The sequence below is a fragment of the Sandaracinobacteroides saxicola genome, assembly GCF_014117445.1.
Taxonomy (GTDB): domain Bacteria; phylum Pseudomonadota; class Alphaproteobacteria; order Sphingomonadales; family Sphingomonadaceae; genus Sandaracinobacteroides_A; species Sandaracinobacteroides_A saxicola.
The window spans coordinates 1,514,905-1,540,554 of the sequence record NZ_CP059851.1 but is presented as its reverse complement, the minus strand read 5'-3'; the positions used below and the strand labels follow the sequence as shown (position 1 = coordinate 1,540,554).

Here is a 25,650-nt window from a genome sequence, read left to right as displayed (position 1 = left end):
GTGACGGCCCTCACCCCGCTCGCGCTGTCGCGCGAGTCGCCCTCTCCCGCAAGCGGGAGAGGGGTCAGGCGGCGACGTTGAGGGGGATGATTTCGCCGCTGAGGTAGAGTTGGCGGGCCTTGGTGCGGCTGAGCTTGCCGGACGAGGTGCGGGGCAGGGTGCGGGGCGGCACAAGTTCCACCACGCAGTTCATGCCAGTGAGGCTGCGGACCTTGGCGCGGATCGAATCCCTGAGGCGGGCGCGCTCGGCGTCGTCGGTGGTGCGGCACTGGACGAGGACGGCGGGCGCTTCCTCGCCGCTGCTGGTGGTGAGGCTGAAGGCGGCGATGTCGCCGGCCTTGAAGCCCTCCAGCTGCTCGATCGCCCATTCGATGTCCTGCGGCCAGTGGTTCTTGCCATTGAGGATGATCATGTCCTTGGCGCGGCCGACGATGTGGATGCGGCCGTTCACCAGATAGCCCATGTCACCGGTGTCGAGCCAGCCATCGGGCGAGAGGCAGGCGGCGGTGGCGGCGGGGTCCCTGAAGTAGCCGGCCATGACGCCGAGGCCGTGGACGAAGACGCGGCCGATGGCGCGGTCGGGCAGGGGTTCGCCATTGTCGCCGCGGATCTGCATGGTGAGGCCGGGGAGCGCGACGCCGCAATCGACGATGGCGCGGTAGCGGACGGGGCGGGAGGGATCGGTGGGCGCCTCCGCGATGCCGGTGGCGACCCCCGTTCCGGCGAGGCGGCGTTCGTCGACCAGGTCGCAGACGATGCCCTCGCCGGGCGGGACCATGGAGACGGCGAGCGTTGCCTCGGCAAGGCCATAGCTTGGGACGAAGGCACTGGCCTGGAAGCCGGCGGGGGCGAAGGCATCGACGAAGGCCTGGCAGACATCGGGGCGGATCATGTCCGCGCCGTTGCCGGCGACGCGCCAGCGGCTGAGGTCGAAGCGGCCGGCGGGCTGGGTCTGCGTGCTGATGCGGCGCGCGCAGATGTCGTAGCCGAAGGTGGGGGAGTAGCTGAGCGTGGTGCCGGGGTTGCGGCTGATGAGAGTGAGCCAGGACAGCGGCCGGCGGGCGAAATCGTCGGTCGCCATATAGTCGGCGGACATGATCGAGGCGATGGGGGACATGACACCGCCGACGAGGCCCATGTCATGATACCAGGGCAGCCAGCTGATGACGCGGTCGCCGGGACGGATGCGGACGCCGACGGCATGACCGTAGAGGTTGGCCATCAGCGCGCGGTGGGTGACGGCGACGCCGTGCGGGAAGCGCGTGCTGCCGCTGCTGTATTGCAGATAGGCGATGGCATCGGCGTTGGCGGTGGGAAGCGCGATGTCGGGCGCGGGGAGGGCGGCGAAGGCCTGCCAGCCGAGGGGTTCGCAGCCTGCGGGCGCGGCATCGGCCACCATGTCGAACAGCCCCTCGGGACAGAGCACCAGGGCGGCGCCGGAGCTTTCGAGCTGGATGCGGAGCTGGCCGACATAGGCGTCGCGGCCGCCGAAGCTGGTGGGCAGCGGCAGCGGCACGGGGAGCGCGCCGGCGTAGATCGCGCCGAAGAAGGCGGCGACGAAATCGGGGCCGGTCTCGGCGATGAGGGCGACGCGCATCGGGCTGCCGTCGGCATCGACGGGAATGCCGCGCAGCAGCAGCCGGCGGGCGTGGGCGCGGGCGTCGGCAACCAGCTCGGCGAAGGGATAGGCGCGGACCAAGTCGGCGCGGGCATTGTAGAAGTTGAAGCCGGTGGCCGCGGTGGCGGCATAGTCCAGCGCGTCGGTCAACGTATCGAACCGGTTGGCGGGCACCGGGATGCCGGGAAGGAGCGGGGTGGGCTGTTGATCGGGTTGCGACACCATGGGGTCCCTGAACGGTTGACTCTGTTTGGCGGACCCTTGGCATGAGCCGGCGCCGCGTTCAAAAGACGGCCCGACTATGGCAACAAAAGGGCAACGGTTGAGGGGGGAGGGTGGGTGGGTGGCTGAAATCTGGGGCTGACGGGTTTCAACGAGGTTTCGGACGTTAGACAGAGCCACCAATCTGCTTGAAAACCGACGTATACTCAACGAAGATAGCGAAATATGTTCGAAAGCGAAGCTGACTTTATCCGGGCCGACTGGCCACTTTTATGTGGTGGAGCCATAAACCTATTTTGGAGCCCCGTCGTCCTCGCTCGTGCCCAGCAGGCTTTAGTAGCACTAGGTTATGAGGTCGCGGAGGTTTCATGCGGCTCTCAACCGCCATCTTTTGAGGTACAAATTTCGCGGGCTTTGAAGTGGCTAGAGCAGTTTGGGTATGAGCCTTGGAGTGGCAATCTTAACGCCTTGAACGATGCTTTGCAGCATTATCCTTTTGGTCCTTCCCGCCGGGCCGCGCTAGTGTTTACTGGGTTTCACCACTTAGTCGGCAGCGATCCAAATCTGGCTCGCGTCATTCTGGATATCATCGAGTGTTCTGCTCGCGACCATCTGCTGGAATCAAAGCTGCTAATTGCTTTGGTTCAGACTGACGATCCCCATTTTTCATGCTCGGATATCGGCTGTCGCGCCGCAAAATGGAACGACGCAGAGTTGATTAACACCAATCGTGGATTGTAATCTAAGTTGCCAGGCGTGGCATGAGCCTAAGCTGGGACATTCTCGTCAGTTTCACGCGACTGACGACTGATGGTGTGCAGTGAGCTCCCCCCGACAAATCGGGCGCTGACTGTCGGGTGGTCTGCCACTTGATGTTTTTCGGGCTGGGCGCGGCCGGCGCGGGGTGGTTGCGGCGTGGGGGGAAGGGTTTTAGGACGGGGCATGGCTGCTGACGATCGGTCTCATCGCCGCCCCAGGGACTTGCCGCCGCTGGACGAGGCGGGGGTGCGGGCGTTGGCGCTGCGCTATGTCGAGCGATACGCGACCAGTGAGGCGAAGCTGGTGCGGTTTCTGCGGACGAAGCTGCGGCTGCGGGGCTGGGCGGGGGACGGCGAGCCTGACCTGGCGGCGCTGGCGGCGCGCCTGGCGGATTTGGGCTATGTCAGTGACAGGAGTTTTGCCGGGGCGCGGGCGCGGGGCATGGCGGCGCGCGGGCTGGGGGCGCGGCGGGTGGGCGCGGGGTTGCGGGCGGACGGCATCGGCGAGGAGGCGACGCAGGAGGCGCTGGCGGAGGTGGACGGGGTGGCGGCGGCGATGCGGTTTGCGGCGCGCAAGCGGCTGGGGCCGTGGGGGGCGCCGCAGGAGCGCAAGGGCCAGGAGAAGCAACTGGCGGCGATGCTGCGGGCGGGGCACGGCATGGCGCTGTCGCGGGCAATCCTGCGGGCGGAGACGATCGAGGCGGCGGAGGCAGTGGAAGATAGTTAACCAGTGTAAAAAGCCTGCACCGATCGGTTGACGCCAACGTCAGGCGCGATACAGGGAAAACTGTAAACAAATCCTACAGGGGTTGTTCGATGATGATTCGGGCTTTTGCGGTTCTGATGGCGCCGGTTGCAATGGTCGTGGCGGCAATGCCGGCGCAGGCGGCGGTGACGTTGAGCTATAGCGGCAACAATGATGCCGCGTTCGAGCTGGGTGGCGGCTATCTGGCGGTGACGCGCGGGTTGCCGACGGTGAACAACAATGCGCTGGTGCCGACCGAGCGCGCGGTGGGCCAGGTGCGGATCGGCGGCAACAGCTACACCCGCGGGCTGCATGTGCCGAACGCCAGCAGCGGCGAGCCGGTGCCGGTGGGAACGGGCGTGGTGAACGCGCTGACCAACTATGCGCCGCTGGGCGGCGGATCGACCCTGCCCTGGGTCAACGGCAGCCCGGTGGAGTTCAGCATCGTGCGCACCGGGACGACGGTGACCTACTCGCTGGGCGTCGGCCCGGGCGCGACGACCTGGAGCTCGACGAAGGGCTATTATGGCGACATCAATGCCTTCGTGCTGCGGGCGCGCAGCGGGACGAATGGCGGAATCGCGCTGAGCGACCTGAGCTACAGCGACCTGATGACGACCAACCAGGCGCTGGCGAGCCTGAGCGCCACCAATGCGACCGCGATCAACCTGTATGAGGGCGTGGTCGGCGATTTCCGGCTGGCCGGCAAGGCGACGCTGAGCTGGACCGGGCAGCGGCCGAACGGGTCGAACATCGCGGCGCAGATCAAGCTGATCGAGATGCCGGTAAGCGCGATTCCCGAGCCGGCGACCTGGGCGATGATGATCATCGGCTTTGGCGCGGTGGGCGTGTCGCTGCGGCGCAAGGGCGCGCGCGCGACGGCGTGATCCTGATTGGAGGGCCGGTTGGCCTGTAGGGCGGCGGGGGTGACCTCGCCGCCCTTTTCCTATGCCAGGGCCCTGACCTGGGTGGCGAAGGGTTGCAGCATGGCCTGCATCGCCTCGCGCAGCGCCGGGTCGGTGGTGGCGAGCGTGCCGCCGGGGAAGGGCGGTTGCGGCGCATATTCGGCTTGCAGCATCAGCGCCTGGGCATAGGCCTGCCCGCGCAGCTCGCCGACGATGGCCAGGGCGAAATCGAGGCCGGCGGAGACGCCGGCGCCGGTGGTGACCGGGCCATCGTGGACGACGCGCTCGGCGACGGGGATGGCGCCGAAGCGGGCGAGTTCGGACAAGCCGGCCCAGTGGCAGGTGGCGCGGCGCCCCTTCAGCAGGCCGGCCTTCGCCAGCACCAGCGAGCCGGTGCAGACGCTGGTCATCCGCGTGCCGCGCGCGGCGAGCTTCTGCAGCCAGGCGAGCGCGGCCGGATTCTTCATGGTGGCGAGCGTGCCGATGGTGCCGCCGGGGACGAAGGCGAGGTCGAGCGCTTCGGGGGCGTCCGCGAGCGTCACCGTGGGCTGGATGGCGAGGCCGAGGTCCGACACGACCGGGGCCAGCGTCGGCTCGGTGGTGACGAGATGCACCTTTGCGCCCATCATGCAGGCGAAGAAATAATGCGGGCCGACGAGGTCGAGCGCGGTGAAGCCGGGGTAGAGCAGCATCGCCAGCTGTTCCTTGCCATGCATCTTCAGGCCGGGGATGGCCATCAGCCGGGCGTGGGCATCGGCGCCCATATGCTCGGTGGGGTTGACGGGCGGGTTGGCGGCGCTGGCGCGGGCCGACGCGAGCAGCGGCAGCAGGGCGGCGAGGCCGGCGAAAGCACGGCGGTCGAGACTGTGCATCAGTAGGTCACTCCGATCGTGAGGGTGGCGGTGCGGGGGTCGCCGGGGCGGAGCACCGCCTGGCCGAGATATTGATAGGGGATGAAATAACGGTGGTCGAAGAGGTTCTCGACCGAGGCGGCGAGGCGGACCCGGCCGACCTGGTAGCTGGCCTGGGCATCGACGACCGCCCAACTGTCGCCGCGCAGGCGGTTGGGCAGCGTGATCTCGGCGGCGGAGGCGGCGGTGAGGCCGGCGCCGATACCGAGGCCCTGGAGCGGGCCGTCGAGGAGGCGGTAGCGCGCGGCGATCCGTCCGCTGTGTTCGGGGACGCGCGGCAGGCGATTGCCGACGGGGATGCTGGTATCGCGGCTGACCGTGGCGCGGGTGAAGGCGTAGCTGGCGAGCAGCGAGACGGCGGGGGTGGGTTCCCAGATCAGGTCGGCCTCGACCCCGCGGCTGCGCTGTTCGCCCGACTGCACCTGGGTGAAGGGGTTGAGCGGGTCGGCCGTGGGGACGTTGCGGCGGGTGATGCGGAATCCGGCGAGAGTGCCCGACAGGCCGAGGTCGGGGCGGGCGAGCTTGACGCCAGCCTCCACGCTGTCGCTGGTTTCGGGCACCGGCGGCGTGCTGCCGGCATAGAAGAGGGTGAGGCGGGAGCCCTGGGCCCAGCCGGCGAACAGGTTGACGCCCGGCGTGAGCGCGAGGGTGGCGCCGAGCCGCGGATCCCAGCGGTTCCAGCGGCGGTTGGTGCCGGCGCCGCCGGTGATTTCACGCAGGCCGAGGGACGAGGTGCGCAGCGCGGCGAGCAGGTTCAGCGGGCCGACCGCGATCTGGTTCTGCAGGTAGAGCGCGTCGGTCAGGTAGCGGTTGGTGACGGGCCGTGTGGCCGGCGGGGCGCCATAGGCGATGTCCGACCGGGGGTCGGCATAATCGATGCTGCCGAGCGGCGCGAAGCCGATGGCGCCGCGATAGTGGGTGCTGTCATGGGTGACGCCGGCGAGCAGGGTGTGGGTGAGGGTGCCGGTGGTGAAGCGCGCGGTCAGGCTGGCATCGACGGTGCTTTCGTCGACGGCGACGGGCAGCCGCCCCTTGAACAGGAAGGCCCGGGTGCCGGTGAGGGGGAAGACGGCGAGGAAGGGGAAGGTCGCCTGTTCATCGAAGCGGCTTTCGTAGCGGCGCGCCTGCACGGTGGCGCTGAGCGCGTCGGTGAAGCGGTGGCTCAGCACGGCATCGAGCGTCATGTTGCGGATGGTGGTGCGGGGGGCATCGGTGGCGCCGGAGAAGCGGAAATCGGCGACCTGGGGCAGGCGGGCGATTTCGGCGGGGAGGCCGGCATATTCGAGCTGCGCGACGCGGCTGAAGGCGCCGCGGAGGATCAGGTCGGTGCGGTCGCCGATCGCCACGCGGGCGGAGGGGTTGAGGCTGTAGCGGTCGATGGTGACGGCGTCGATGGGGTCGCCGTTGCGGGTGTATTCGCCGAGCAGGCGGAAGCCCGCGTCGGGCGTGCCCCAGTTGAGGTCGCCGCGGCCCTGCCACAGGCCGAAGCTGCCGCCGCGCAGCTCGGCGCGGGCCTTCAGGCCGGCCTCTGGCGTGCGCGAGACGAGGTTGATGAGGCCGCCCAAGGGCGCGCCGGTGCCGCCACCGAACAGGACGGAGGTGGGGCCCTTGGCGACCTCGATGCGCTCGACCGCCCAGAGCGAGGAGGGGTCGATGACGGCGGTGTCGCCATAGCCGATGAGGCCGTCGGTGAAGATCTCCGCCTCGAACCCGCGGATGAGGGGGTTGGCCAGCACGGCTTCGGAGGGGAGCGCCGGGATGGCGCCGGAGATGTTGCGCAGCGCGTCCGCGAGGGTCGAACGGTCCTGCTCTCGCAGCAGCCGGTCGGTGAGGACCTGGACCGATTGCGGCGTGTCGAGGAGCGGGACGGGACTGCGCAGCACGGCGGCGTCGGTGGCGGTGTAACCGGGGGCGGGACGGGCGGTGACGATGATCTCGGGCGTCCAGCTGTCGGGTTCGGTGGCGTGCGCGGGGGACATGAGCAGGGCGGAGAGGCCCGCGATGGCGGGACGGGAAAGACGGGACATGGCTTTTCTCGATGCAACAGGGGTCGGCGACCGGGCGAGGCCGGGCCGGGGATTTGGCGGTAGCGCATGACCGGCGGGAGGCCGGGTCAGGCGTGCGCGGGAGGGCCTGTTGCCGGGGGTTGCCGGGTGGCGGGGCTTGGCGTGGCTGAGGGCGTCGCGATGGCGACGGGATCGGCCGGCGCGTCGATGCGGACGGGGACCGGGAGCGACGGCAGGGGCGGCGGGGCGGCGTGGGCGGTGAGCGCGAAGGTGCAGGGGGCGCTGTTTGCCGGTTTCGCCGGGGTGGGGTGGTCGGCGCCGTCGGGCAGCGGCTTGAAGCCGTCGGCGGTGCAGATGACGAGGCCGGGGAGGCCGGCGGCGCGGGCGGGCATCCAGCCCTGTGGCACCAAAGCCGCCACCATCAGCGCCAGGGCGGCGATGAACGCGGCAAGGGCCTGGTGCCGGGGGTGGGCGGTCATGCGGGGGGCAATAGCGGGCGCCGGGCGCGCTGTCATGTGAGGCAGGGTTGTCAGCGGGGAGGCGCGATGTCGCGGCCGAAGTTGACGGTGTCGGCGTCCTGCCCGGCGTCGATGATCGCCTTGCGGATGGCGCGGCTGGCGGCGAAGCGGTGATGCAGCGTGTCGGCGTCGCCCCAGCGGATGGCGCGTTGCAGGGCGGTGAGGTCCTCGGTGAAGCGTTGCAGGATCTCCAGCACGGCGTCCTTGTTGGTCAGGAAGACGTCGCGCCACATGGTGGGGTCCGACGCGGCGATGCGGGTGAAGTCGCGGAAGCCGCCGGCGCTGTATTTGATGACTTCGGACTGGGTCACGCCCTCGAGGTCGCTCGCGGTGCCGACGATCGAATAGGCGATGAGGTGGGGGAGGTGGCTGGTGACGGCGAGCACCAGGTCATGATGTTTCGCGTCCATGATCTCGACGCGGGCGCCGAGGCGGGTCCAGAAATCGGTGAGCCGGGCGAGCGCGGTGGGGTCCGTACCCTCGGGCGGGGTGAGGATGCACCAGCGGTTGTGGAACAGGCTGGCGAAACCGGCGTCAGGCCCGGATTTTTCGGTGCCGGCGACGGGGTGGGCGGGGATGAGGTGGACGCCCGGCGGCATCAGGGAGGCGAGGGCCTCGGTAACGGCGGCCTTGGCGCTGCCGACGTCGCTGACCACCGCGCCGGGGGCGAGGTCGGCGGCGATTGTCACGCCCACGGCGGCGAAGGCGCCGAGCGGCACGGCGAGGATGACGAGGTCGGCGTCGATCACGGCGGTGGCAGCGTTGTCGGCGACGTCGTCGGCGAGGTCGAGATCGAGGACGCGCGAGCGGACGGCGGGGTCGGCATCCGTGACCGTCAGGCGGACGGTCGGGAGCTGGGCGCGGATGGCGCGGGCAAGCGAGGAGCCGATGAGGCCCATGCCGATGATGGCGACGCGCGAGAAGGCGAGCATCAGGCGGCCGCGAGGTCGCGCAGCGCCGCGATGACGCCGCGGGTTTCGGGTTCGGTGCCGATGCTGATGCGCACGGCATGGGGCAGGCCCTGGCCGGGGAGGTGGCGGGTGATGAAGCCGCGCGCCATCAGCCCGGCGTGGATGGCAGGGGCGGCGAGCGGGCCCTGTGTGGGGCAGGCCATCAGGACGAAGTTGGCGACCGATGGGATGGCGGTGAGGCCATGGTTGCCGAGGCCTTCGATGGCGGAGACCAGTTCGGCGCGGAGGCGGTTGTTCTCGGCGCGGCAGGTGGCGACGAACGCCTGGTCGGCGAGCGCGGCGGTGGCGGCGGCAATGGCGCTGTTGCTGACGCTGAAGGGGGCGCGCACCTTGGCGATATTGTCGATGATGGCCTTGGGGCCGGTGGCCCAGCCGACGCGGGCACCGCCAAGGCCGTAGATTTTCGAGAAGGTGCGGGTGGCGACGACGTTCGCTGCGGTGGTGGCGAGCGCCAGCGCGCCGTCCGGGTCAGGCGCGTCGAGATATTCGGCATAGGCCTGGTCGAGCACCAGCACGATGTCAGGACGCAGCCCCGCGTGCAGGCGCGCGACGTCGGACGCGGGGATCATGGTGCCGGTGGGGTTGTTGGGGTTGGCGAGGAAAACGACGCGCGTATCCGGCCGGATGGTGGCGAGCAGCGCATCGACGTCCGCGGTGTAGTTCGTGTCCGGCGCGGCGATGGGCTCGGCGCCGGCGCGACGGGCGGCGATGGGATAGACCATGAAGCCGTGGCGGACATAGACGACGCTGTCACCCGGCGCGCAGTAGAGCGAGGGGATGAGTTGCAGGATCTCGTCCGAGCCGGTGCCGCAGACGATGCGGTCGGGATCGAGGTTGTGGAGGGTGGCGAGGGCTTCGCGCAGAATGGTGGCGCTGCCTTCGGGGTAGCGGTGGGCGGCGGCTGCGGCCTCTCGCATGGCGTCGAGCGCGCGGGGCGAGGCCCCCCAGGGGTTTTCGTTGCTGGAGAGCTTGACCGGGTGGGCGTGGCCGGGGGCCTTGGCGGAGCCGGCGACATAGGGGGCGAGCTGGTCGATCCAGGGGTTGACGGTGGGGAGGCTGTTCATGGCCGGGGGGCATAGAGGGGGCGGGCGGGGGGGGCAAGGGTTGGGGGAATGGTGCTGTGTGGCAACGCCCCCACCCTGGCCCTCCCCACTCTCCGTTCGCTGTGCTCACGTGGGGGGAGGGGAATGCTTGCGTGGGGGGGAGGGGGGGGTTAACGCGGGCGGCATGGCGAGCGTGGCGATCAGGGTGGAGGGCGATCTGCGGGTGACCCTGCCGGGGCCGCTGCGGCTGGACTGCGGCGTGGTGCTGGAGGGGGTGGAGATCGCCTATACCGCGCTGGGGACGCTGAATGCGGCGCGGGACAATGCGGTGCTGGTGTGCCATGCGCTGACCGGCGACCAGCATGTGGCGAGCCCGCATCCGCTGACCGGCAAGCCGGGGTGGTGGACGCGGATGGTGGGCGCGGGAAAGCCGATCGATCCGGCGCGGCATTTCGTGATCTGCGCCAATATCCTGGGCGGCTGCATGGGGACGACGGGGCCATCGAGCCTGAACCCCGCGACCGGGCGGGTGTGGGGGCTGGAGTTCCCGGTGATCACCATCGCGGACATGGTGCGGACGCAGGCGGCGCTGCTGGATGTGCTGGGGATCGAGGTGCTGCGCGCGGTGGTGGGCGGATCGATGGGGGGGATGCAGGCGCTGGTGTGGGCGACGGCGCACCCAAAGCGGGTGCGGAGCGCGGTGGTGATCGCGAGCGCGGCGCGGCATTCGGCGCAGAACATCGCCTTCCATGAGGTGGGGCGGCAGGCGATCATGGCGGACCCCCGGTGGCGGGGCGGGCGCTATGCCGAGGCGGGCGTGACGCCGGCGGCGGGGCTGGCGGTGGCGCGGATGGCGGCGCACATCACCTATCTGTCGGAGCCGGGGTTGCAGGCGAAGTTCGGCCGGCGCCTGCAGGCGCGCGAGGCGGTGAGTTTCGGCTTCGACGCGGATTTCCAGGTGGAAAGCTATCTGCGGCACCAGGGGATGAGCTTCGTCGAACGGTTCGATGCCAACAGCTATCTCTACATCACGCGGGCGATGGATTATTTCGATCTGGGCATGCCGCTGGCGGATGCGTTCCGGGGCGTCGCCACGCGCTTCTGCGTGGTGAGTTTCGACAGTGACTGGCTGTATCCGACCAGCGAGAGCCGGCGGATCGCGCAGGCACTGGTGGCGGCGGGTTGCCATGCCAGTTTCGTGGAGCTGTCGAGCCCGTTCGGGCATGATGCCTTCCTGCTGGAGGCGCCGGAACTGAACCGCGTGGTCGACGGCTTCCTGCGGGCGGGCGAATGCTGAAGCCCGGGCTTGCTGCGATTGCTGCGGTGATTCCACACGGAGCGAGCGTGCTGGACGTGGGCTGTGGCGACGGGGCGCTGCTCGCCTGGCTGCGTGACCATAAGGGCGTCGATGGGCGGGGGGTGGAGATCGATCCCGTGCGGGTGGCAAGCGCGGTGGCGCGCGGGCTGAGCGTGATCCAGGCCGATGCCGAGGCGGAGCTGGCGGATTGGCCGGCGGGATCGGTCGACTATGCCATCCTGTCGGAAACCTTGCAGGCGATGCAGGCGCCGCATCGGGTGCTGGAACAGCTGCTGCGGATCGGTGCCCGCGCGGTGGTGGCGTTTCCGAACTTCGGCCATTGGCGGGCGCGGTTGCACCTGTTGCTGAAGGGCCGGATGCCGGTGACGAAGAGCCTGCCGGTGAGCTGGTATGAGACCGACAATATCCATTTCTGCACGGTGGATGATTTCCGCGACCTGGTGCGGACGATGGGCCTGGCCGTGGAGGCCGAGGCGCATCTGTCGGATGGCCGGCGGGTGCCGGCGGCATCGGCCAACTGGCGGGCGGATACGGCGTTGTTCGTATTGCGGCGGGGATAGGGGGTGGGGTGTTGGGGGCAAGACCCCCTCCCGCTCGCTGACGCGAGTCGCCTCCCCCGCAAGCGGGGGAGGGACTTAGTGGGGTGGGGCGGCGGTGTTAGGGTGACGGCGGGGAGGGTGGTGGATACCCACCCCCACCGCGCTGTCGCGCAAGTCGCCGCTGGCGCTTTGCGCCGTCTTCGACTCCCCGCTCTCCGCTGCGCGGGGCGGGAGGGGTGTGTTCGGGTCAGGCTTTGGCGGTGGCGAGTTTGGCCATGACTTGTTTGTGCAGCCAGATGTTCATGCTGGCGCTGTCATTCTTGTCCCCGGTGTAGCCGAGGTCGTCGGCGAGCTCTTTGCGCGCGGCGAGCGAGCTGTCCATGTCGACGAGCTTCATCAGGTCGACGATGGATTCGCGCCAGTTGGAGGGCTGGCCGGATTTTTCGGCGAGATAGGCGAGCGTCGCCTCGACATCGACGGGTTGCGGTTGCGGCGCGGAGGCCACGATGGGCGCCGCGGGGGCGGCGGGCGGCGCGGCGGGAGCGGGGGCCCGCTTCGCGTCGGGGTGGCCGAAAATCTTGTCTTTGAGCGTGGTGAACAGGCCCATGATGCCATTCCTTTCTCGTTAGAACGCCGAGCGCATGACAGCCTTGCACGACAGGCGCGTGACGGCAAGCGTTCAGGCGGCGGCGCGGAAGCCCAGCGGCAGGCCGGCGTCGGGGGTGAAGCCGTAGAGGGATTCGCCGGGAAGGGCGGCGCTGAGGATGGCGCGGCAGGCGATCAGCCGGTTGAGGTCGATGCCGGTCCTGAGGCCCATCGCCTCCAGCATGAACACCAGATCCTCGGTGACGATGTTGCCGCTGGCGCCCGGCGCAAAGGGGCAGCCGCCGAGGCCGCCGAGCGAGGCATCGAAGGTGGTGATGCCGACGTCCAGCCCGGCGAGGACGTTGGCGAGGCCGAGACCGCGGGTGTTGTGGAGGTGGAGGCCGGTCATGTGGTCGGCACCGATGGCAGCGTGCACGGCACGGACCAGGCGTTTCACCTGCGCGGGATTGGCATAGCCGGTCGTGTCGGAAAGCCCGACCTCGTCGCAGCCGAGGGCCATGAGTTTTTCGGCGAGCGCGACGACGGTCGATTCGGGGACTTCACCTTCGAGGGTGCAACCGAAGGCGGTGCTGACGGCGCCCTCGAAGGTCGGGCGCCGGTCGGCGGGCAGCGCGCGGATCAGGTCGACGATCCGGGCGACTTCGTCGAACACCTGGGCGTGGGTGCGGCGCAGGTTCTTCAGGCTGTGGGTTTCGCTGGCGGACAGCGGCAGGGTGATCTTGTGCGCGCCGGCGGCCAGCGCGGCCTCGGCGCCCTTGGCATTGGGGACGAGGACGGCGACATGGAGCGCCGGGTGGGTGCGGGCGTGGGCAACGACGTCGGCCGTGTCGGCGAGTTGCGGCAGGATGTGGGCGGGGACGAAGCTGCCGACCTCGATCTCGCGGATGCCGGCGGCGACGGCGGCGTCGATCCAGGCCTTCTTGGCGGCCAGCGGCAGGGTGGGGGCGATGGATTGCAGGCCGTCGCGCGGGCCGACCTCGCTCACCAGGACATCGATTCCATCCATCAGCCGGTCGGTCATCGGGCGCGCCTTGCAGGGGACAAGTTGTCCGGACATATGGCGACGAACGATGAAAGGGACAAGCGATGGATGACGCGCCGCTGAGGGGACTGAAGGTGGTGGAGTTCACCCATATGGTGATGGGGCCGGCGGTGGGGGCGGTGCTGGCGGACCTGGGTGCCGAGGTGGTGAAGGTGGAGCCGATGGGCGGCGACGCGACACGGCGGCTGCTGGGGAGCGGCGCCGGCTATTTCCCGATGTACAACCGGGGGAAGAAGAGCATCTGCCTGAACCTGAAATCGGCGGACGGGTTGGGGGTGGCGCGGGACCTGGCGGCGGGTGCCGATGTGCTGGTGGAGAATTTCCGGCCGGGGGCGCTGGACCGGCTGGGGCTGGGGTATGAGGCGCTCGCCGCGCTCAATCCGCGGCTGATTTACTGCACGGAGAAGGGCTTTTTGCCGGGGCCTTATGAGGAGCGTACCGCGCTGGACGAGGTGGCGCAGATGATGGGGGGCCTTGCCTATATGACCGGGCCGCCGGGGCGGCCGCTGCGCGCCGGGGCGAGCGTGATCGACGTGGCGGGCGGCATGTTCGGGGTGATCGGCGTGCTGGCGGCGCTGGAACGGCGGCACCGGACGGGGAAGGGCGGCAAGGTGGCCAGCAGCCTGTTCGAGACCACCGTCTATCTGGTGGGCCAGCATATGGCGCAGAAGGCGGTGACGGGGGTGGCCGCGGCGCCGATGCCGGCGCGGGTGAGCGCCTGGGCGATCTATGACGTGTTCGAGACCGCGGATGACGACGCGGTGTTCGTGGGGGTGGTGACGGACGCGCTGTGGGAGAAGTTCTGCGCGCTGTTCGATCTGCCCGAACTGTGGGCGAACGACGCCTGGCGGGCGAACAACGCGCGGGTGCGGGCGCGCGACGCGATCATGCCGGTGGTGCGGGCGCGGTTGAAGATGTTCACCAAGGCCGAGTTGATCGCGCGTCTGGACGGCAGCGGGCTGCCGTTCGCGCCGATCGGCCGGCCGGAGGAGTTGTTCGAGGACCCGCACCTGCTGGCAAGCGGCGGGTTGCGCGCGGTGGAGCTGCCCGATGGCACGCCGACGCTGCTGCCGGTGATCCCGGTGGAAGTGGACGGCGTGCGGGCGGCGGGCGCGCAGACGCTGACGATGCCGGGGCAGGACACACGGGCGCTGCTGGCCGGGCTGGGGCGCGGTGAAGCGGAGGTGGCTGCGCTGTTTGCGGCGGGGGCGGTGGGTTAGGCCATCATTGCGAGAATGCCGCTGATGCCGCTCCAGATCGCGGCGACGAGGGCGACGACGACAGGCAACATCGAAATGCCGAAGCCGGCGCTGCGGCTGGCGGGGTCGCGGTAATAGGCGCGGGCGTAGATGATGCGGCCGACGCCGTAGGTGAGCGCGAGAAGGGCGGTGATGAGGTCGCCGAGGACGGGGGCAGCGAGGAACAGCAGGGGAAGGAGGAGCACGAGGGTTTCGAGCGTATTCATCTGGACGCGGTAGCGCTTGTCGAATTCGGGGTGGCCGCTGCTGGCGGGGGCCTTCACATCATGTTGGGCGCGTGCCTTGCCGACCTGCATCGAGGTCCAGAAATAGACCAGCAGCACGAAGACGATGGCGAGCGTGGTGTGCGGAAAATCGGTCATTGTGCAGTCCCCCGGTGATTTGAGTCTGACTTTGAACGGTGGAGGCGGCTGCGGTCAAGCGCCGTCGCACCGAGGAGGGTTGACGGGCGCATCGATTTATACATAATAACGGTTATGCCAAAACGAGTCGATCCGGATGAACGCCGTGCCCGCATTGCCGATGCGGCGATTGAATCCATTGCCGCCGATGGTCTGGACGGCACGAAACTCGCACGCATTTCGCGGCGGGCAGGCGTGACCACGGGCGCATTGACGCATTATTTCGAGGACAAGGACGCCGTGCTGCTGGCCGCGCTGGAGGCGGTGTGCGAGCGCTTGATGGCGAAAGCGGCGGAGGTGGATGCACGGCCGGCGATCGAGCAGCTGGCCGACGCGCTGCCGGTCGATGAACAGTCGGCCAAGGAATGGCGGGTGTGGATCGCCTTCTGGGGGCGGGCGGCGTTCGTGCCAGCATTGGCGCGGGTGCACCGGGACTATTACCGCCGGATCGAGGCGGCGCTGGCGGCGAAGATCGGTGGTGAGAATGCAGCGGACATCGCGGCGGCGATCATGGCGGCGGTGGATGGGATCGGCAGCCGCGCCACGCTGGAGCCCGAGCTTTGGCCGCCGGCGCGCCAACGGGCGCTGCTGACGCTGATGCTGAAACCCCTGCTGGAAGGAAAGGCTATCCATGACCCGACCGAGTTTGACACATCTATCGCCTGACGCGACGCCGGCCGACATCGTCGCCGTGCTGCGGGCGGACGGCGCGCTGATCATCGACGATGCGATGGCGCCGCGGATGCTGCACCGGCTGCGCGACGAGATCATGCCCTATGTCCGCGCCACGCCGGTGGGGATGGATGATTTCACCGGCCGGCGGACGACGCGCACCGGTGCGCTGGCGGCGCGCTCCGCCGCCTGCCGGGAGCTGATCCTGGACCCGCGGCTGACCGGGGCGTGCGAGGCCTTCCTGTTGCCGTTCGCGGATCGTTATCAGCTGCATCTGACGCAGCTGATCAGGATCATGGACGGGCAGGGGGTGCAGCCGCTGCATCGGGATCGGTTGGCCTGGGGTGGCTGGCTGCGGCCGGATATCGAGCCGCAGCTGAACACGATTTGGGCGGTGACGGACTTTACCGAAGCCAATGGCGCGACACGGGTGGTGCCGGGGTCGAACCGCTGGGAGGAGACGCGGGTGCCGGATGAGTCCGAGATCGGCTTTGCCGAGATGCGCGCGGGATCGGTGCTGGTCTATTCCGGGTCGGTGATCCACGGCGGAGGGGCGAATGTCTCCGGCGCGGATCGGTGCGGGTTGAACATCACCTATTGCCTGGGCTGGTTGCGGCAGGAGGAGAACCAGTATCTCGCCTGCCCGCCCGAAGTGGCCAAGGATTTCGCGCCGGAGCTGCGCGACCTGCTGGGCTATGCCATGGGCAGCTATGCGCTGGGCTATTTCACGCCCCCGCTGCCGCCAGGCGAGGGACCGGAAGTGGTGCCGCCCGAATGGCTGTTCAGCGGACGCGCGGAGGCCTGGGGTGATGGGCTGTATGACCGGGTGGCGGCGCGGGCGGCCGAAGGTGCGATGTGACGCTGCGCGCCGCTGAGCGCGCGACGTGACGCTGCGCGCCGCTGAGCGCGCGACGTGACGCTGCGCGCCGCTGAGCGCGCGACGTGACGCTGCGCGCCGCTGAGCGCGCGACGTGACGCTGCGCGCCGCTGAGCGCGCGACGTGACGCTGCGCGCCGCTGAGCGCGCGACGTGACGCTGCGCGCCGCTGAGCGCGCGACGTGACGCTGCGCGCCGCTGAGCGCGCGACGTGAGAACGGGCGGCCGCAAGCGACCGCCCGTTCACCCGTGAAACGCCGTTTCAGAAGGTCAGGCGGGCACCGCCGGTGATCGTGTGGAGCTGGCGATCACCGATCAGGTCGGCGTTCCAGTCCACCACGAAGGACAACGGGCTGGTCGGGCCGCTGACCGTGAAGCCGGCGCCGAAGGTGCCATAGTCGCGGTCCAGCGGCGTGGTAACATAGGCGAGGTTGCCGTTGGGGACGCCGCCGAAACCATAGTTGATGGTACGCGCGCCATCCTCTTTCCATTCCCGCCGCCAGGCACCGCGCACTTCCGGGCGGACGGTGGCGGTGCCGACCTCGAACGCGCCACCCAGGCGCAGGCCGACGTTCGACAGCACCGACTTGTAGCGTTCCTCGCCGAAGGTGAAGGCGCCGAAATTCTGGCCTTCGCTGAAGCCGCGGAACTTCGTGTCGGTATAGCGCAGGCCGGCCGAGGGTTCGACTTCGACGCCGGCGAAGTTGAAGCTGAGGCCGACGGCGCCGCCCGCCACCCAGGTGCGGCTGCGGGTGCGCGCCTGGTAGGCGGTGTCGAAATTGCCGAAGCCCACGCGGCGTTTCAGGTTGATCGTGCCTTCGCCATAGCTGCCGTAGAGGTCGACATAGGCCGGCCCGACGCCGAAGGTGCCATAGCCGCCGGCGAACCAATTGTCGAAATGGCTGTTTTCGGCATTGGGCGACAGGCGGGCATCGATGCGGCTGTAGCCGCCGCTGACGCCGATCAGCGATTTTTCGCCGAAGCGCAGGTCCATGCCGCCGATCACGCTGCTTTCGCCATAGCTGACACCGGGACGGTCGCCGGCGGCGCGATATTTGCCGGTGCCGCCGCGCGCCACCAGGAAGCTGCCGAACTTGCGCTCGCCGGGCGCCGCGACACCCGCCGTGCCTTCGACGCCGGTGCCGCCGGCGCGATAGTCCCGCAGGTAGCGGAGCGTGGTGAACTGCTGGAACTCCGCCGTGCGCATGCTGAGGTCGGGCAGCAGGGAGTAGCCGCCGGGCGTGAACTGGTTGAGCGCGGCCTGGCGTTCGGCGTCATTGGGCAGGGCATCGAAGGCATTGTAGAAATTGGTCGTTTCCACGGACGGCACGCCGATGAAACCATCGATGGCGTTGGCGACCGCCACCTGGTTGCCCGAGGCGGCGAACGAGGCCGTCGGTGCCGCGCTGAACGACAGGCCGGTATAGCCGGTATTGCCGACGAGCGCGCCGACCAGGGTTGCCTGCCCGGTGGACAGGTTGACGCTGTAAAGCGAGGTGACGCCGGTGGTGGGATCGGTGAGCGTCGCTAGGGCCTGACCCTGCGCGGAGATGTCGAAGCCGACGCGGTCGCTGGTGTTGACGCCGAGCGCGCCGACGGTGGTCAGCGTGCCGATGTTGGGGGAGACCGGCGCGCCGAGCAGGCTGCCCTGGATGGCCAGCGAGCCCCGGCCGCTGTCGATGACATAGAGCGTGGTCTGTGTCGCGCCCACGACATTGTTGGTGTAGGCGGCGCCAGTGACGCGGGGAAGCACGCCGGCGGCGACATCACCCACCGCATAGGCGACATTGGTGTCGAGGCCGGCGACCAGGCCGGTGTTGGGATCGAGCCGCAGGTTGGCGCCGTTGTTGGTGACGACGCGGAGGCGGTCCACCACAGGATTGAAATCATAGCCGGCGGCGGTGGCGCCGGGTGGCAGCGTGATCGGCGCGCCGATGCGGACGGCGGTGCCGGTGTTGGCGTTGATCGCGTACAGCTGACCACTGGCGCCGGTGGAATAGAAGGTGCGCGGCGCGGCCGGGCGGGCATCGAGGCCGAGCAGCACGTCGCCGGCGGCGAGGCCGGTGATCGCCTGGCTGCGCAGCGCGGTGCCGGGCGTGCCGGCCTGGACGGTGACCAGCGTGTTGCCCGCGCCGATGGTGGCGACGGCCTGGGCGTGAAGGCTGGAGGGAAGGGCGGAGCCGGCGAGCAGGGCGGCGAAAGCAAGGGATTTACGCAACATGAAACACTCCATCCGTGATTGGGACGGCGGGTGAACGCGGCGGCCGGGGCGGGGTTGCGCGGCACGGTGTGGATTGGTGCCGCGATTGTTGCCATTCGGCCACAGGACGCCCACGTTGACCGTGGCGGTGCAGGGGCGCAGAATTGGGCTGGCGAGGGAGGACGGCATGGCGGCGATAGACCCGGCGTTCGGCGAGAAGTTCCTGCGGAGCGTGGGCGATTTCTACGCGCATGGCGTGCACCTGCTGTTCAACGAGTGGTGGGAAACGGCGCCGCAGGCCGCCATCGATGCCTATGTAACAGCGATCGAGGACCATCCCGACCATGGCCCGCTCGCGCGGGCGGGGTTCATGGCGGAACCGTTCAGCCTGGGCCTGGTGGCGGATTGCGCGGTCGGCACGCTGGGGGCGGCGTGGCGGGAGCATATGGTGGCGAACGGCCTGGCCGAGCATCTGGCAGTGGGTTATGCGGCGCTGACCGATGAGTTTGCCGCCAGTGGCAAGCTGTCACGGATGCCGGCGGTGATCCGGTACAAGGTGCTGCGCGGGTATCAGACGCACGACCTGCACCATGTGCTGACCGGCTATACCACGCATCCGCTGCACGAGCTGGCGTTGCAGGCGTTCCAGCTGGCGCAGATGGACTATCCCTATGCGGCGATGACGCTGTCCGTGGTGATGGGGCATGCGACGCTGGTGGATCCGGCGCTGATCCAGCCGGCGATGGACGCAATCACCGATGGTTGGGCGTTCGGGCGGCGGGCGCGGTCGATCCAGTTCATCGATTTCGAGCGGCGCATCGATGAACCGCTGGCGGCGCTGCGGGCCGAATATGGCCTGGAGCGCGAAGCGCCGTTCGTGCCGCTGATGCCGAAGGCGCCGGCGCTAGTGGCGCAGGAACTGGTGGTGCAGGAACGGATGCGGGCGGCCTGAAGCCTCAGTCGAACAGTTCTTCGAGGAAGCTCTTCTTGCGCTTGCCGTAATAGGGTTTGCCATAGCCCTGATTGTAGCCGGGCTGGCCATAGCCCTGCGCCGGGTAGGCTGGCGCGCCCCAGGGGGCGGCGGGCGGCGGCGTTTGCGGCGCGGGTTGCGGGGCCGGTTGGGCGGCAGGCGATGGTGCACCCGGATTGGCGCGCTCGATGATCTTGTCGAGCTCTCCACGGTCGAGCCAGACGCCGCGGCAGGTGGGGCAATAGTCGATCTCGATACCCTGACGCTCGCTCATGGTAAGCGTCGCGCCATCGACGGGGCAGGTCATCGGGCCGGGCATGAATATGTCTCCGTTGAAATGTGGATGGGAGATGGGGGCAGGGGCGGGCGTTGGCAAGATGCGTCAGTGCCGGCTTTCGCCGAGTGCGTGCAGGCGGGCGACCTGCATGGGGCAGAGGCTGCCGTCGCCGCGGGGGCCGACATTCAAGAGGAGGTTGCCGCCGCTGGCGACGATGCGTCGGTAAAGGGCGACGAGGGAGTTGGGGGCAAGCAGGTCGGTTTCCGGCTCGTTGGCGTTGTAGCCGAAGGAAAAGCCGATGCCGCGCGTGGCCTCCCATGGCTTTTCGAGGGGTTGCAGGTCTGCCGCATATTCGGGCGTGATGACGTCATAATGGGGCGGTGGCGGCGGGCGATGCTGGGCGAGATAGCGACCGAATTCGCGCATTCGGATCGCCTGTTGTTCGGGCGGCGCAGTCAGCAGCTCACGCGCACCCAGCCAGCGGTCGTTGACAAGGCCATCGGGGTTGCCGTTGTAGAAATCGGCCATAAGGGCAAAGGACGATTGTTCGACCGGGTAACCGACATCGTTCCACAGATAATCGGGGCGGACATGGGCGATGAGTTCGCGATAGTGGGCGGCGACGTAACTGTCATAGGCGTGGCTGTGCGGCATGGATCGCAGCATGTCGCGGGCATTGTCCACGCGGGCGGGGTTGAAGGTCCAATCGAGGCCGCCGGAATAATAGATTCCGAAACGCATGTTTTCGGCGCGGACGGCGGCGGCGAGTTTGCCGACGACGTCGGTCTGGCAGTGCCAGCCTGGGCGATGCGGGTTGGGCACTGCCGTGGGCCACAGCGGATATCCGTCATGATGTTTGGTGACGAGGATGACATAGCGCGCGCCGGATGCGGCGAAGGTGCGCGCCCAGGCGGTATAGTCTGCATTGGCGGCAGCGGTTTCGAAGGCCGGGGTGAAGTCGGCATAGGGCGCGTCGCCAAAATGGGTGCGATGGTAGGCGGCGGTTTCCGACCCCGGAAACTGCATCGTGTTGGCATACCATTCGGCATAGGGGTTGAAGGCGTTGGCATCCGGCGCGGCTGGGTTGGGATTGGGGCCGCGCGGGGCAAAGGCCGGAACGGAGTAGAGGCCCCAGTGGACGAAGATGCCGAGCTTGGCCTGTTGGAACCAGGCAGGGAGGGGGTGATGATTGAGACTGGCGGGGACAGGCAGGTAGCGCGGGTGGCCGGCGGCGAGGTCGTGGTGGGCGGGCATCGGCGGCCTAGCCGGATTTGGCTGGCGGGGCGGGGATGTAGAGTTCGCCACCGGCTTCGCGGAAACGGGCGGACATGTCGGCCATGCCGATTTCGGCATCGGGCACCGCGGCGGCGATGAAGGCGGTCGCCTCCTGATTCTGCTTGGACGCGAAGTTCCGCACTTCCTGGGTGATTTTCATGCTGCAGAATTTGGGGCCGCACATGCTGCAGAAGTGGGCGGTCTTGGCGCCCTCCGCAGGCAGCGTGGCGTCGTGGTATTTGAGGGCGGTTTCGGGGTCCAGGCTGAGGTGGAACTGGTCGCGCCAGCGGAACTCGAAGCGGGCGCGGCTGAGGGCGTCGTCGCGCAGTTGGGCGGCGGGGTGGCCTTTCGCAAGGTCCGCGGCGTGGGCGGCGAGCTTGTAGGTGATGACGCCGACCTTCACATCGTCCCGGTCGGGGAGGCCGAGGTGCTCCTTTGGCGTGACGTAGCAGAGCATGGCGCAGCCGAACCAGCCGATCATGGCGGCGCCGATGCCGCTGGTGATATGGTCGTAGCCGGGGGCGATGTCGGTGGTGAGCGGCCCGAGCGTGTAGAAGGGCGCCTCGCCGCAGGCCTCCAGCTGCTTCGTCATGTTGACCTGGATCTTGTGCATGGGGACATGGCCCGGCCCCTCGATCATCACCTGGCAGTCGCGGGCCCAGGCGCGCTTGGTCAGCTCGCCCAAGGTGTAGAGTTCGGCGAACTGTGCCTCGTCGTTGGCGTCGGCGATCGAGCCGGGGCGGAGGCCGTCGCCGAGCGAGAAGCTGACGTCATAGGCGCGCATGATGTCGCAGATGTCGTCGAAATGTTCGTAGAGAAAACTCTCGCGGTGGTGGCTGAGGCACCATTTCGCCATGATGGAGCCGCCGCGGCTGACGATGCCGGTGACGCGCTTCGCCGTCATCGGGATATAGGGCAGGCGGACGCCGGCGTGGATGGTGAAATAATCGACGCCCTGTTCGGCCTGTTCGATGAGCGTGTCGCGGAAGATGTCCCAGCTGAGATCCTCGGCGATGCCGCCGACCTTTTCCAGCGCCTGGTAAATGGGGACGGTGCCGATGGGAACGGGCGAATTGCGGATGATCCATTCGCGGGTGTCGTGGATGTTCTTGCCGGTGGACAGGTCCATGACGGTGTCGGCGCCCCAGCGGGTGGCCCAGACCATCTTGTCGACTTCCTCCGCGATGGAAGAGGCGACGGCGCTGTTGCCGATATTGGCGTTGATCTTCACCAGGAAATTGCGGCCGATGGCCATGGGTTCCAGTTCGGGGTGGTTGATGTTGGCGGGGATGATGGCGCGGCCGCGGGCAACCTCATCCCGCACGAACTCGGGGGTGACGAAATCGGGGATGCTGGCGCCGAAACTTTCGCCGTCGCGACGTGCGGCCTCGTGCATGGCCGTGCGACCGAGATTCTCGCGGATGGCGACATATTCCATTTCGGGCGTGATGATGCCGCGGCGGGCGTAGGCGATCTGGGTGACGGCATCGGACTTGGCCCGCAGCGGTCGCATGTTGGGGGTGGGGAAGGGGGTGGTTTCGCGCTTGCTGAACCTTGTCAGCCCGTTATCTTCAGGCTTGATCTGGCGGCCATCATAGGCTTCGACGTCGCCGCGGCCTTCGATCCAGCTTTGACGGATGCGCTGCAAGCCACTGGAAATATTGATGTGCACGGCGGGATCGCTGTACGGCCCGCTGCTGTCATAGACGGGAAGTGGCGGTTCGCCGGAGGTCGGCTCCAGGTCGATTTCGCGCATGGCGACGCGGATTTCGGGGTGCAGCACGCCGGGCCGGTGCACCTTGCGGCTGGAAGGCAGCGGGCCGGTGGTGACCGGCAGTTCGATGTGGCTGGGACTGTATGCCATGCGCTTCACTCCAAAAATGCCGGAGGGAGCGGCCTGTTCCTCCCTCCGCCGGTTCTAACCGGATCAGGTGTCTGAGCGTTGGGGCGAACCCCTCTCGGTCCCGCATCAGGCACGGGACACCGCTGGAACAGCACAAGCCTTGCGCGCGGGCGGTGGCGCTGTCAATCAACCGCCATGCTGGTGGGCCATGAAAATGCGGTGGAGACGTTCGTGGAGGGCGGCCGGGGCGGCCGGCTGCACCATGCCTGGCTGCTGGCCGGGCCGGTGGGGGTGGGCAAGCGGACTTTTGCCGATGCCGCGGCGCGCTGGCTGCTGGCGGGCATGCCCGATGATTTTGCCGTGGACGACGAGCATCAGGCCGCACGGCTGCTGGCGGCGGGGTCGCACATGGATTTCCGCGTGCTGGAACGATTGGTGGATGAGAAGGGCAAGCGGAAAGCCGGCATCGTCATCGATCAGGTGCGGGAGCTGGGGCCGGTGTTGCAGGGGACGCCGGTGCTGGGGGACTGGCGTGTCATCATCATCGACAGCATCGATGACTTGAACCCCAATGCCTGCAATGCCTTGCTGAAGGTGCTTGAGGAGCCGGCGAAGGCAACCGTGTTTCTGTTGGTGAGCCATTCGCCGGCGCGGTTGCTGCCGACGGTGCGCTCGCGCTGTCGGCTGGTGCGCTTTTCACCCCTGCCGGACGCAGCTGTCGAGCGGGTGCTGGCACGCCATGACCCGACGCTGGACGATGCCGCGCGCGCGGCGATCGTGGCAGTGGCGGGGGGCGCGCCGGGGGCGGCGCTGGCCTGGGCGGGATTGGACCTGGCGGCGCTGAATGCCGCGATCGAACGGCTGGCGGGGCAGGGGGGCGGTGCCGTTGCCTTCGCCCGAGGGTTTGGGGCGGCGACCGCGATGGCACGGTTCGAGGCCCTGTGCCGGCTGGTGCCGGCGCGGATCGCGGCGGCCGTGCGCGACTGGCCCAGCCCGCGCAACCTGCGGCTGTATGAGGAGGCAGCGGCGCTCGCGGGAAGCGCGGTGGCGATGCAGATGGAGCGCGGCCAGGTGGCGCTCGCGCTGGCGGCGTTGTTGGGGAAGATTGAGACACGACATGCGAAAGTGGCCTGAACATCATGGGTGAAAAAGATTATTTCATCACCACAGCGATCAGCTATCCCAATGGACGGCCGCACATCGGCCATGCCTATGAGGCGATCGCGACCGATTTCCTGGCCCGGTTTCGCCGGCTGGACGGCGAGCGGGTCTATTTCATGACCGGTACCGACGAACATGGCCTGAAGATCGCGCAGGCGGCGCGCGCCGCCGGGCAGGAGCCCAAGACCTATGTCGATGGCATGGTGGGGCATTTTCAGGCAATGATCGACCGGTTGGACGTGTCCCCCGACCGCTTCATCCGCACCACGGATGCCGATCACAAGGCCTGCGTGCGGGAATTCTGGCGACGAATGGCGGCAAAGGGGGATGTCTATCTGGGTCGTTACGAAGGCTGGTACAGCGTCCGCGACGAAGCCTATTATGACGCCGAGGAGTTGAACGAGGCCGACGACGGGACCAAGCTGGCGCCGACGGGCACCGCGGTCGAATGGACGGTGGAGGAAAGCTGGTTCTTTCGCCTGTCGGCCTATCAGCAGCCGTTGCTCGACCTCTATGCCGCGAACCCGGAATGGGTGCAGCCGGCGAGCCGGATGAACGAGATGCGCGCCTTTGTTGAGCGCGGCCTGCAGGATCTGAGCGTCAGCCGGACGAGCTTCGACTGGGGCGTGCCGGTGCCCGACTCGCCCGGCCACGTCATGTATGTGTGGTTGGATGCGCTGGTGAACTATCTGACCGCGAGCGGCTGGCCGGCGGCGGGCTGGGAGACGCGCTGGCCCGCCGACCTGCATGTGGTGGGAAAGGACGTGGTGCGCTTCCATGCCATCTATTGGCCGGCGTTCCTGATGTCCGCCGGCCTGCCATTGCCGAAGGCGATCTTCGGCCATGGCTTTGTGCTCAACCGCGGCGAGAAGATGTCGAAATCATTGGGGAATGTGGTGGAGCCGTTCAGCCTGTCGGAGCTGTTCGGGGTGGATCCGCTGCGCTATTTCCTGCTGCGGGCGATCCCGTTCGGGCAGGATGGCGAATGGAGCCATGAGGCCATTGCGCGGCGGATCAATGCCGATCTGGCGAACGACCTGGGCAATTTGGCGCAGCGGACGCTCAGCATGATCGCAAAGAATTGCGACGGCCGCGTGCCGCCGGATGGCCCGGCGACGGATGCCGACCGGGCGCTGCTGACGAGTGTGGCCGGGCTGCGCGCCGAAACCCGTGCGGCCGTGGAGCGGGTGGCGATTCATGCGGCGCTGGATGCGGTGTGGGCGAAGGTGGCGGAGACCAATGCCTATTTGAACGAGATGGTGCCGTGGACGTTGCGCAAGAGCGATCCGGCGCGGGCAGATGTGGTGCTCTATCACGCGGCGGAGGCGGTGCGGCAGATTGCCTTGTTCGTGCAGCCGGCGATGCCGGCGAGCGCGGCGAAGCTGCTGGATCAGTTGGGCGTGGCGGTGGACGCGCGGGGGTTCGATGCAGCGCACAGCGCGTTGCGCCCCGGCGATCCGCTGCCGCCGCCCGAGGGGGTGTTTCCGCGGTGGGTGGCGTCGGCGGATTGAAGG

General features: G+C 68.5%; 24 protein-coding genes and 1 riboswitch. Of the genes, 11 read left to right on the top strand and 13 right to left on the bottom strand.

Annotated features, from left to right (window positions below):
- Window positions 1-64 precede the first annotated feature (64 nt).
- Window positions 65-1,843 carry a fatty acyl-AMP ligase gene (locus tag H3309_RS07700; RefSeq protein WP_182298173.1) on the bottom strand — a complete coding sequence of 593 codons (1,779 nt, stop codon included), beginning with the start codon at window positions 1,841-1,843 and terminating at the stop codon, window positions 65-67.
- A 222-nt stretch (window positions 1,844-2,065) separates the two neighbouring features.
- Between H3309_RS07700 and H3309_RS07695 the strand changes: the two genes are divergently transcribed.
- From H3309_RS07695 to H3309_RS07685, 3 genes are all read left to right on the top strand, one after another.
- Window positions 2,066-2,581 carry a hypothetical protein gene (locus H3309_RS07695; protein WP_182298172.1) on the top strand — a complete coding sequence of 172 codons (516 nt, stop codon included), beginning with the start codon at window positions 2,066-2,068 and terminating at the stop codon, window positions 2,579-2,581.
- Between the two features lie 201 nt (window positions 2,582-2,782).
- Entirely contained in the window at window positions 2,783-3,325 is a 543-nt protein-coding gene (locus tag H3309_RS07690; protein WP_182298171.1) for a RecX family transcriptional regulator, read from the top strand.
- Between the two features lie 116 nt (window positions 3,326-3,441).
- Window positions 3,442-4,230, top strand: coding sequence for a choice-of-anchor W domain-containing protein (locus H3309_RS07685; RefSeq protein WP_182298170.1), 789 nt, complete (start codon window positions 3,442-3,444; stop codon window positions 4,228-4,230).
- Window positions 4,231-4,289: 59 nt separating this feature from the next.
- Here H3309_RS07685 and H3309_RS07680 read toward each other — a convergent pair whose 3' ends face one another.
- The 5 genes from H3309_RS07680 to hisC all read right to left on the bottom strand — a co-directional run bounded on the left by H3309_RS07680 (window position 4,290) and on the right by hisC (window position 9,718).
- Window positions 4,290-5,120 carry a DJ-1/PfpI family protein gene (locus H3309_RS07680; protein WP_182298169.1) on the bottom strand — a complete coding sequence of 277 codons (831 nt, stop codon included), beginning with the start codon at window positions 5,118-5,120 and terminating at the stop codon, window positions 4,290-4,292.
- Window positions 5,120-7,186, bottom strand: a complete 2,067-nt coding sequence (locus H3309_RS07675) for a TonB-dependent siderophore receptor (RefSeq protein ID WP_182298168.1) — start codon at window positions 7,184-7,186, stop codon at window positions 5,120-5,122. The genes H3309_RS07680 and H3309_RS07675 overlap by 1 nt, the downstream gene beginning before the upstream one ends.
- A gap of 86 nt (window positions 7,187-7,272) precedes the next feature.
- Window positions 7,273-7,644: a hypothetical protein gene (locus H3309_RS07670; protein ID WP_182298167.1), complete on the bottom strand. Its 372-nt coding sequence runs from the start codon at window positions 7,642-7,644 to the stop codon at window positions 7,273-7,275.
- A gap of 50 nt (window positions 7,645-7,694) precedes the next feature.
- The gene (locus tag H3309_RS07665) at window positions 7,695-8,615 is read right to left on the bottom strand and encodes a prephenate/arogenate dehydrogenase family protein (protein ID WP_182298166.1); all 921 of its coding nucleotides are present in this window, start codon (window positions 8,613-8,615) and stop codon (window positions 7,695-7,697) included.
- Entirely contained in the window at window positions 8,615-9,718 is a 1,104-nt protein-coding gene (gene hisC, locus H3309_RS07660) for a histidinol-phosphate transaminase (protein ID WP_182298165.1), read from the bottom strand. The genes H3309_RS07665 and hisC overlap by 1 nt, the downstream gene beginning before the upstream one ends.
- Before the next feature lie 163 nt (window positions 9,719-9,881).
- Here hisC and metX point away from each other — a divergent pair, with 163 nt between their 5' ends.
- Together metX and metW are read left to right on the top strand one after the other, a co-directional pair.
- Entirely contained in the window at window positions 9,882-10,994 is a 1,113-nt protein-coding gene (metX, locus tag H3309_RS07655; protein WP_182298164.1) for a homoserine O-acetyltransferase MetX, read from the top strand.
- Window positions 10,988-11,575, top strand: coding sequence for a methionine biosynthesis protein MetW (metW, locus tag H3309_RS07650; protein WP_182298163.1), 588 nt, complete (start codon window positions 10,988-10,990; stop codon window positions 11,573-11,575). Before metX ends, metW begins: the two co-directional genes overlap by 7 nt.
- A 226-nt stretch (window positions 11,576-11,801) precedes the next feature.
- Here the strand turns inward: metW and H3309_RS07645 are convergent, their stop codons facing one another.
- Both H3309_RS07645 and H3309_RS07640 read right to left on the bottom strand, forming a co-directional pair.
- Window positions 11,802-12,161, bottom strand: a complete 360-nt coding sequence (locus H3309_RS07645; RefSeq protein WP_182298162.1) for a DUF3597 domain-containing protein — start codon at window positions 12,159-12,161, stop codon at window positions 11,802-11,804.
- 72 nt (window positions 12,162-12,233) lie between these two features.
- The gene (locus tag H3309_RS07640) at window positions 12,234-13,181 is read right to left on the bottom strand and encodes a hydroxymethylglutaryl-CoA lyase (RefSeq protein WP_243453878.1); all 948 of its coding nucleotides are present in this window, start codon (window positions 13,179-13,181) and stop codon (window positions 12,234-12,236) included.
- A gap of 65 nt (window positions 13,182-13,246) precedes the next feature.
- Between H3309_RS07640 and H3309_RS07635 the strand changes: the two genes are divergently transcribed.
- Window positions 13,247-14,422, top strand: a complete 1,176-nt coding sequence (locus H3309_RS07635; protein ID WP_182298161.1) for a CaiB/BaiF CoA transferase family protein — start codon at window positions 13,247-13,249, stop codon at window positions 14,420-14,422.
- Here H3309_RS07635 and H3309_RS07630 read toward each other — a convergent pair.
- On the bottom strand, window positions 14,419-14,823 hold the full coding sequence (locus H3309_RS07630) for an MAPEG family protein (protein WP_182298160.1): 405 nt from the start codon (window positions 14,821-14,823) through the stop codon (window positions 14,419-14,421). The two genes, H3309_RS07635 and H3309_RS07630, sit on opposite strands and share 4 nt — an antisense overlap.
- Before the next feature lie 114 nt (window positions 14,824-14,937).
- On the opposite strand from H3309_RS07630, the gene H3309_RS07625 reads away from it, so the two are divergent.
- Together H3309_RS07625 and H3309_RS07620 are read left to right on the top strand one after the other, a co-directional pair.
- Entirely contained in the window at window positions 14,938-15,528 is a 591-nt protein-coding gene (locus H3309_RS07625) for a TetR/AcrR family transcriptional regulator (RefSeq protein ID WP_182298159.1), read from the top strand.
- Window positions 15,494-16,393, top strand: coding sequence for a phytanoyl-CoA dioxygenase family protein (locus H3309_RS07620; RefSeq protein ID WP_182298158.1), 900 nt, complete (start codon window positions 15,494-15,496; stop codon window positions 16,391-16,393). Before H3309_RS07625 ends, H3309_RS07620 begins: the two co-directional genes overlap by 35 nt.
- A 279-nt stretch (window positions 16,394-16,672) precedes the next feature.
- Here H3309_RS07620 and H3309_RS07615 read toward each other — a convergent pair whose 3' ends face one another.
- Window positions 16,673-18,631 (bottom strand): DUF4394 domain-containing protein, encoded by a 1,959-nt coding sequence (locus H3309_RS07615; protein ID WP_182298157.1) that lies wholly within the window; start codon window positions 18,629-18,631, stop codon window positions 16,673-16,675.
- Window positions 18,632-18,797: 166 nt separating this feature from the next.
- Between H3309_RS07615 and H3309_RS07610 the strand changes: the two genes are divergently transcribed.
- Window positions 18,798-19,562 carry a Coq4 family protein gene (locus H3309_RS07610; RefSeq protein ID WP_182298156.1) on the top strand — a complete coding sequence of 255 codons (765 nt, stop codon included), beginning with the start codon at window positions 18,798-18,800 and terminating at the stop codon, window positions 19,560-19,562.
- Window positions 19,563-19,566: 4 nt separating this feature from the next.
- Here H3309_RS07610 and H3309_RS07605 read toward each other — a convergent pair whose 3' ends face one another.
- The 3 genes from H3309_RS07605 to thiC all read right to left on the bottom strand — a co-directional run bounded on the left by H3309_RS07605 (window position 19,567) and on the right by thiC (window position 22,996).
- On the bottom strand, window positions 19,567-19,899 hold the full coding sequence (locus H3309_RS07605; protein WP_207791575.1) for a TFIIB-type zinc ribbon-containing protein: 333 nt from the start codon (window positions 19,897-19,899) through the stop codon (window positions 19,567-19,569).
- A gap of 63 nt (window positions 19,900-19,962) precedes the next feature.
- Window positions 19,963-21,111 (bottom strand): alpha-L-fucosidase, encoded by a 1,149-nt coding sequence (locus H3309_RS07600; RefSeq protein ID WP_182298155.1) that lies wholly within the window; start codon window positions 21,109-21,111, stop codon window positions 19,963-19,965.
- A 7-nt stretch (window positions 21,112-21,118) separates the two neighbouring features.
- Window positions 21,119-22,996, bottom strand: a complete 1,878-nt coding sequence (thiC, locus tag H3309_RS07595; protein WP_182298154.1) for a phosphomethylpyrimidine synthase ThiC — start codon at window positions 22,994-22,996, stop codon at window positions 21,119-21,121.
- Window positions 22,997-23,019: 23 nt separating this feature from the next.
- Window positions 23,020-23,130, bottom strand: a riboswitch (TPP riboswitch).
- A 40-nt stretch (window positions 23,131-23,170) separates the two neighbouring features.
- On the opposite strand from thiC, the gene H3309_RS07590 reads away from it, so the two are divergent.
- Window positions 23,171-24,109 (top strand): AAA family ATPase, encoded by a 939-nt coding sequence (locus tag H3309_RS07590; protein WP_182298153.1) that lies wholly within the window; start codon window positions 23,171-23,173, stop codon window positions 24,107-24,109.
- 5 nt (window positions 24,110-24,114) lie between these two features.
- The gene (gene metG / locus H3309_RS07585) at window positions 24,115-25,647 is read left to right on the top strand and encodes a methionine--tRNA ligase (protein ID WP_182298152.1); all 1,533 of its coding nucleotides are present in this window, start codon (window positions 24,115-24,117) and stop codon (window positions 25,645-25,647) included.
- Window positions 25,648-25,650 lie beyond the last annotated feature (3 nt).

What these genes read in the sequence shown, in the direction of transcription:
- H3309_RS07700 (WP_182298173.1), bottom strand. Translation starts at nt 1,843, where the DNA reads ATGGTGTCGCAACCCGATCAACAGCCCACCCCGCTCCTTCCCGGCATC.
- H3309_RS07695 (WP_182298172.1), top strand. Translation starts at nt 2,066, where the DNA reads ATGTTCGAAAGCGAAGCTGACTTTATCCGGGCCGACTGGCCACTTTTA.
- H3309_RS07690 (WP_182298171.1), top strand. Translation starts at nt 2,783, where the DNA reads ATGGCTGCTGACGATCGGTCTCATCGCCGCCCCAGGGACTTGCCGCCG.
- H3309_RS07685 (WP_182298170.1), top strand. Translation starts at nt 3,442, where the DNA reads ATGGCGCCGGTTGCAATGGTCGTGGCGGCAATGCCGGCGCAGGCGGCG.
- H3309_RS07680 (WP_182298169.1), bottom strand. Translation starts at nt 5,120, where the DNA reads ATGCACAGTCTCGACCGCCGTGCTTTCGCCGGCCTCGCCGCCCTGCTG.
- H3309_RS07675 (WP_182298168.1), bottom strand. Translation starts at nt 7,186, where the DNA reads ATGTCCCGTCTTTCCCGTCCCGCCATCGCGGGCCTCTCCGCCCTGCTC.
- H3309_RS07670 (WP_182298167.1), bottom strand. Translation starts at nt 7,644, where the DNA reads ATGACCGCCCACCCCCGGCACCAGGCCCTTGCCGCGTTCATCGCCGCC.
- H3309_RS07665 (WP_182298166.1), bottom strand. Translation starts at nt 8,615, where the DNA reads ATGCTCGCCTTCTCGCGCGTCGCCATCATCGGCATGGGCCTCATCGGC.
- hisC (WP_182298165.1), bottom strand. Translation starts at nt 9,718, where the DNA reads ATGAACAGCCTCCCCACCGTCAACCCCTGGATCGACCAGCTCGCCCCC.
- metX (WP_182298164.1), top strand. Translation starts at nt 9,882, where the DNA reads ATGGCGAGCGTGGCGATCAGGGTGGAGGGCGATCTGCGGGTGACCCTG.
- metW (WP_182298163.1), top strand. Translation starts at nt 10,988, where the DNA reads ATGCTGAAGCCCGGGCTTGCTGCGATTGCTGCGGTGATTCCACACGGA.
- H3309_RS07645 (WP_182298162.1), bottom strand. Translation starts at nt 12,161, where the DNA reads ATGGGCCTGTTCACCACGCTCAAAGACAAGATTTTCGGCCACCCCGAC.
- H3309_RS07640 (WP_243453878.1), bottom strand. Translation starts at nt 13,181, where the DNA reads ATGACCGACCGGCTGATGGATGGAATCGATGTCCTGGTGAGCGAGGTC.
- H3309_RS07635 (WP_182298161.1), top strand. Translation starts at nt 13,247, where the DNA reads ATGGATGACGCGCCGCTGAGGGGACTGAAGGTGGTGGAGTTCACCCAT.
- H3309_RS07630 (WP_182298160.1), bottom strand. Translation starts at nt 14,823, where the DNA reads ATGACCGATTTTCCGCACACCACGCTCGCCATCGTCTTCGTGCTGCTG.
- H3309_RS07625 (WP_182298159.1), top strand. Translation starts at nt 14,938, where the DNA reads ATGCCAAAACGAGTCGATCCGGATGAACGCCGTGCCCGCATTGCCGAT.
- H3309_RS07620 (WP_182298158.1), top strand. Translation starts at nt 15,494, where the DNA reads ATGACCCGACCGAGTTTGACACATCTATCGCCTGACGCGACGCCGGCC.
- H3309_RS07615 (WP_182298157.1), bottom strand. Translation starts at nt 18,631, where the DNA reads ATGTTGCGTAAATCCCTTGCTTTCGCCGCCCTGCTCGCCGGCTCCGCC.
- H3309_RS07610 (WP_182298156.1), top strand. Translation starts at nt 18,798, where the DNA reads ATGGCGGCGATAGACCCGGCGTTCGGCGAGAAGTTCCTGCGGAGCGTG.
- H3309_RS07605 (WP_207791575.1), bottom strand. Translation starts at nt 19,899, where the DNA reads ATGCCCGGCCCGATGACCTGCCCCGTCGATGGCGCGACGCTTACCATG.
- H3309_RS07600 (WP_182298155.1), bottom strand. Translation starts at nt 21,111, where the DNA reads ATGCCCGCCCACCACGACCTCGCCGCCGGCCACCCGCGCTACCTGCCT.
- thiC (WP_182298154.1), bottom strand. Translation starts at nt 22,996, where the DNA reads ATGGCATACAGTCCCAGCCACATCGAACTGCCGGTCACCACCGGCCCG.
- H3309_RS07590 (WP_182298153.1), top strand. Translation starts at nt 23,171, where the DNA reads ATGCTGGTGGGCCATGAAAATGCGGTGGAGACGTTCGTGGAGGGCGGC.
- metG (WP_182298152.1), top strand. Translation starts at nt 24,115, where the DNA reads ATGGGTGAAAAAGATTATTTCATCACCACAGCGATCAGCTATCCCAAT.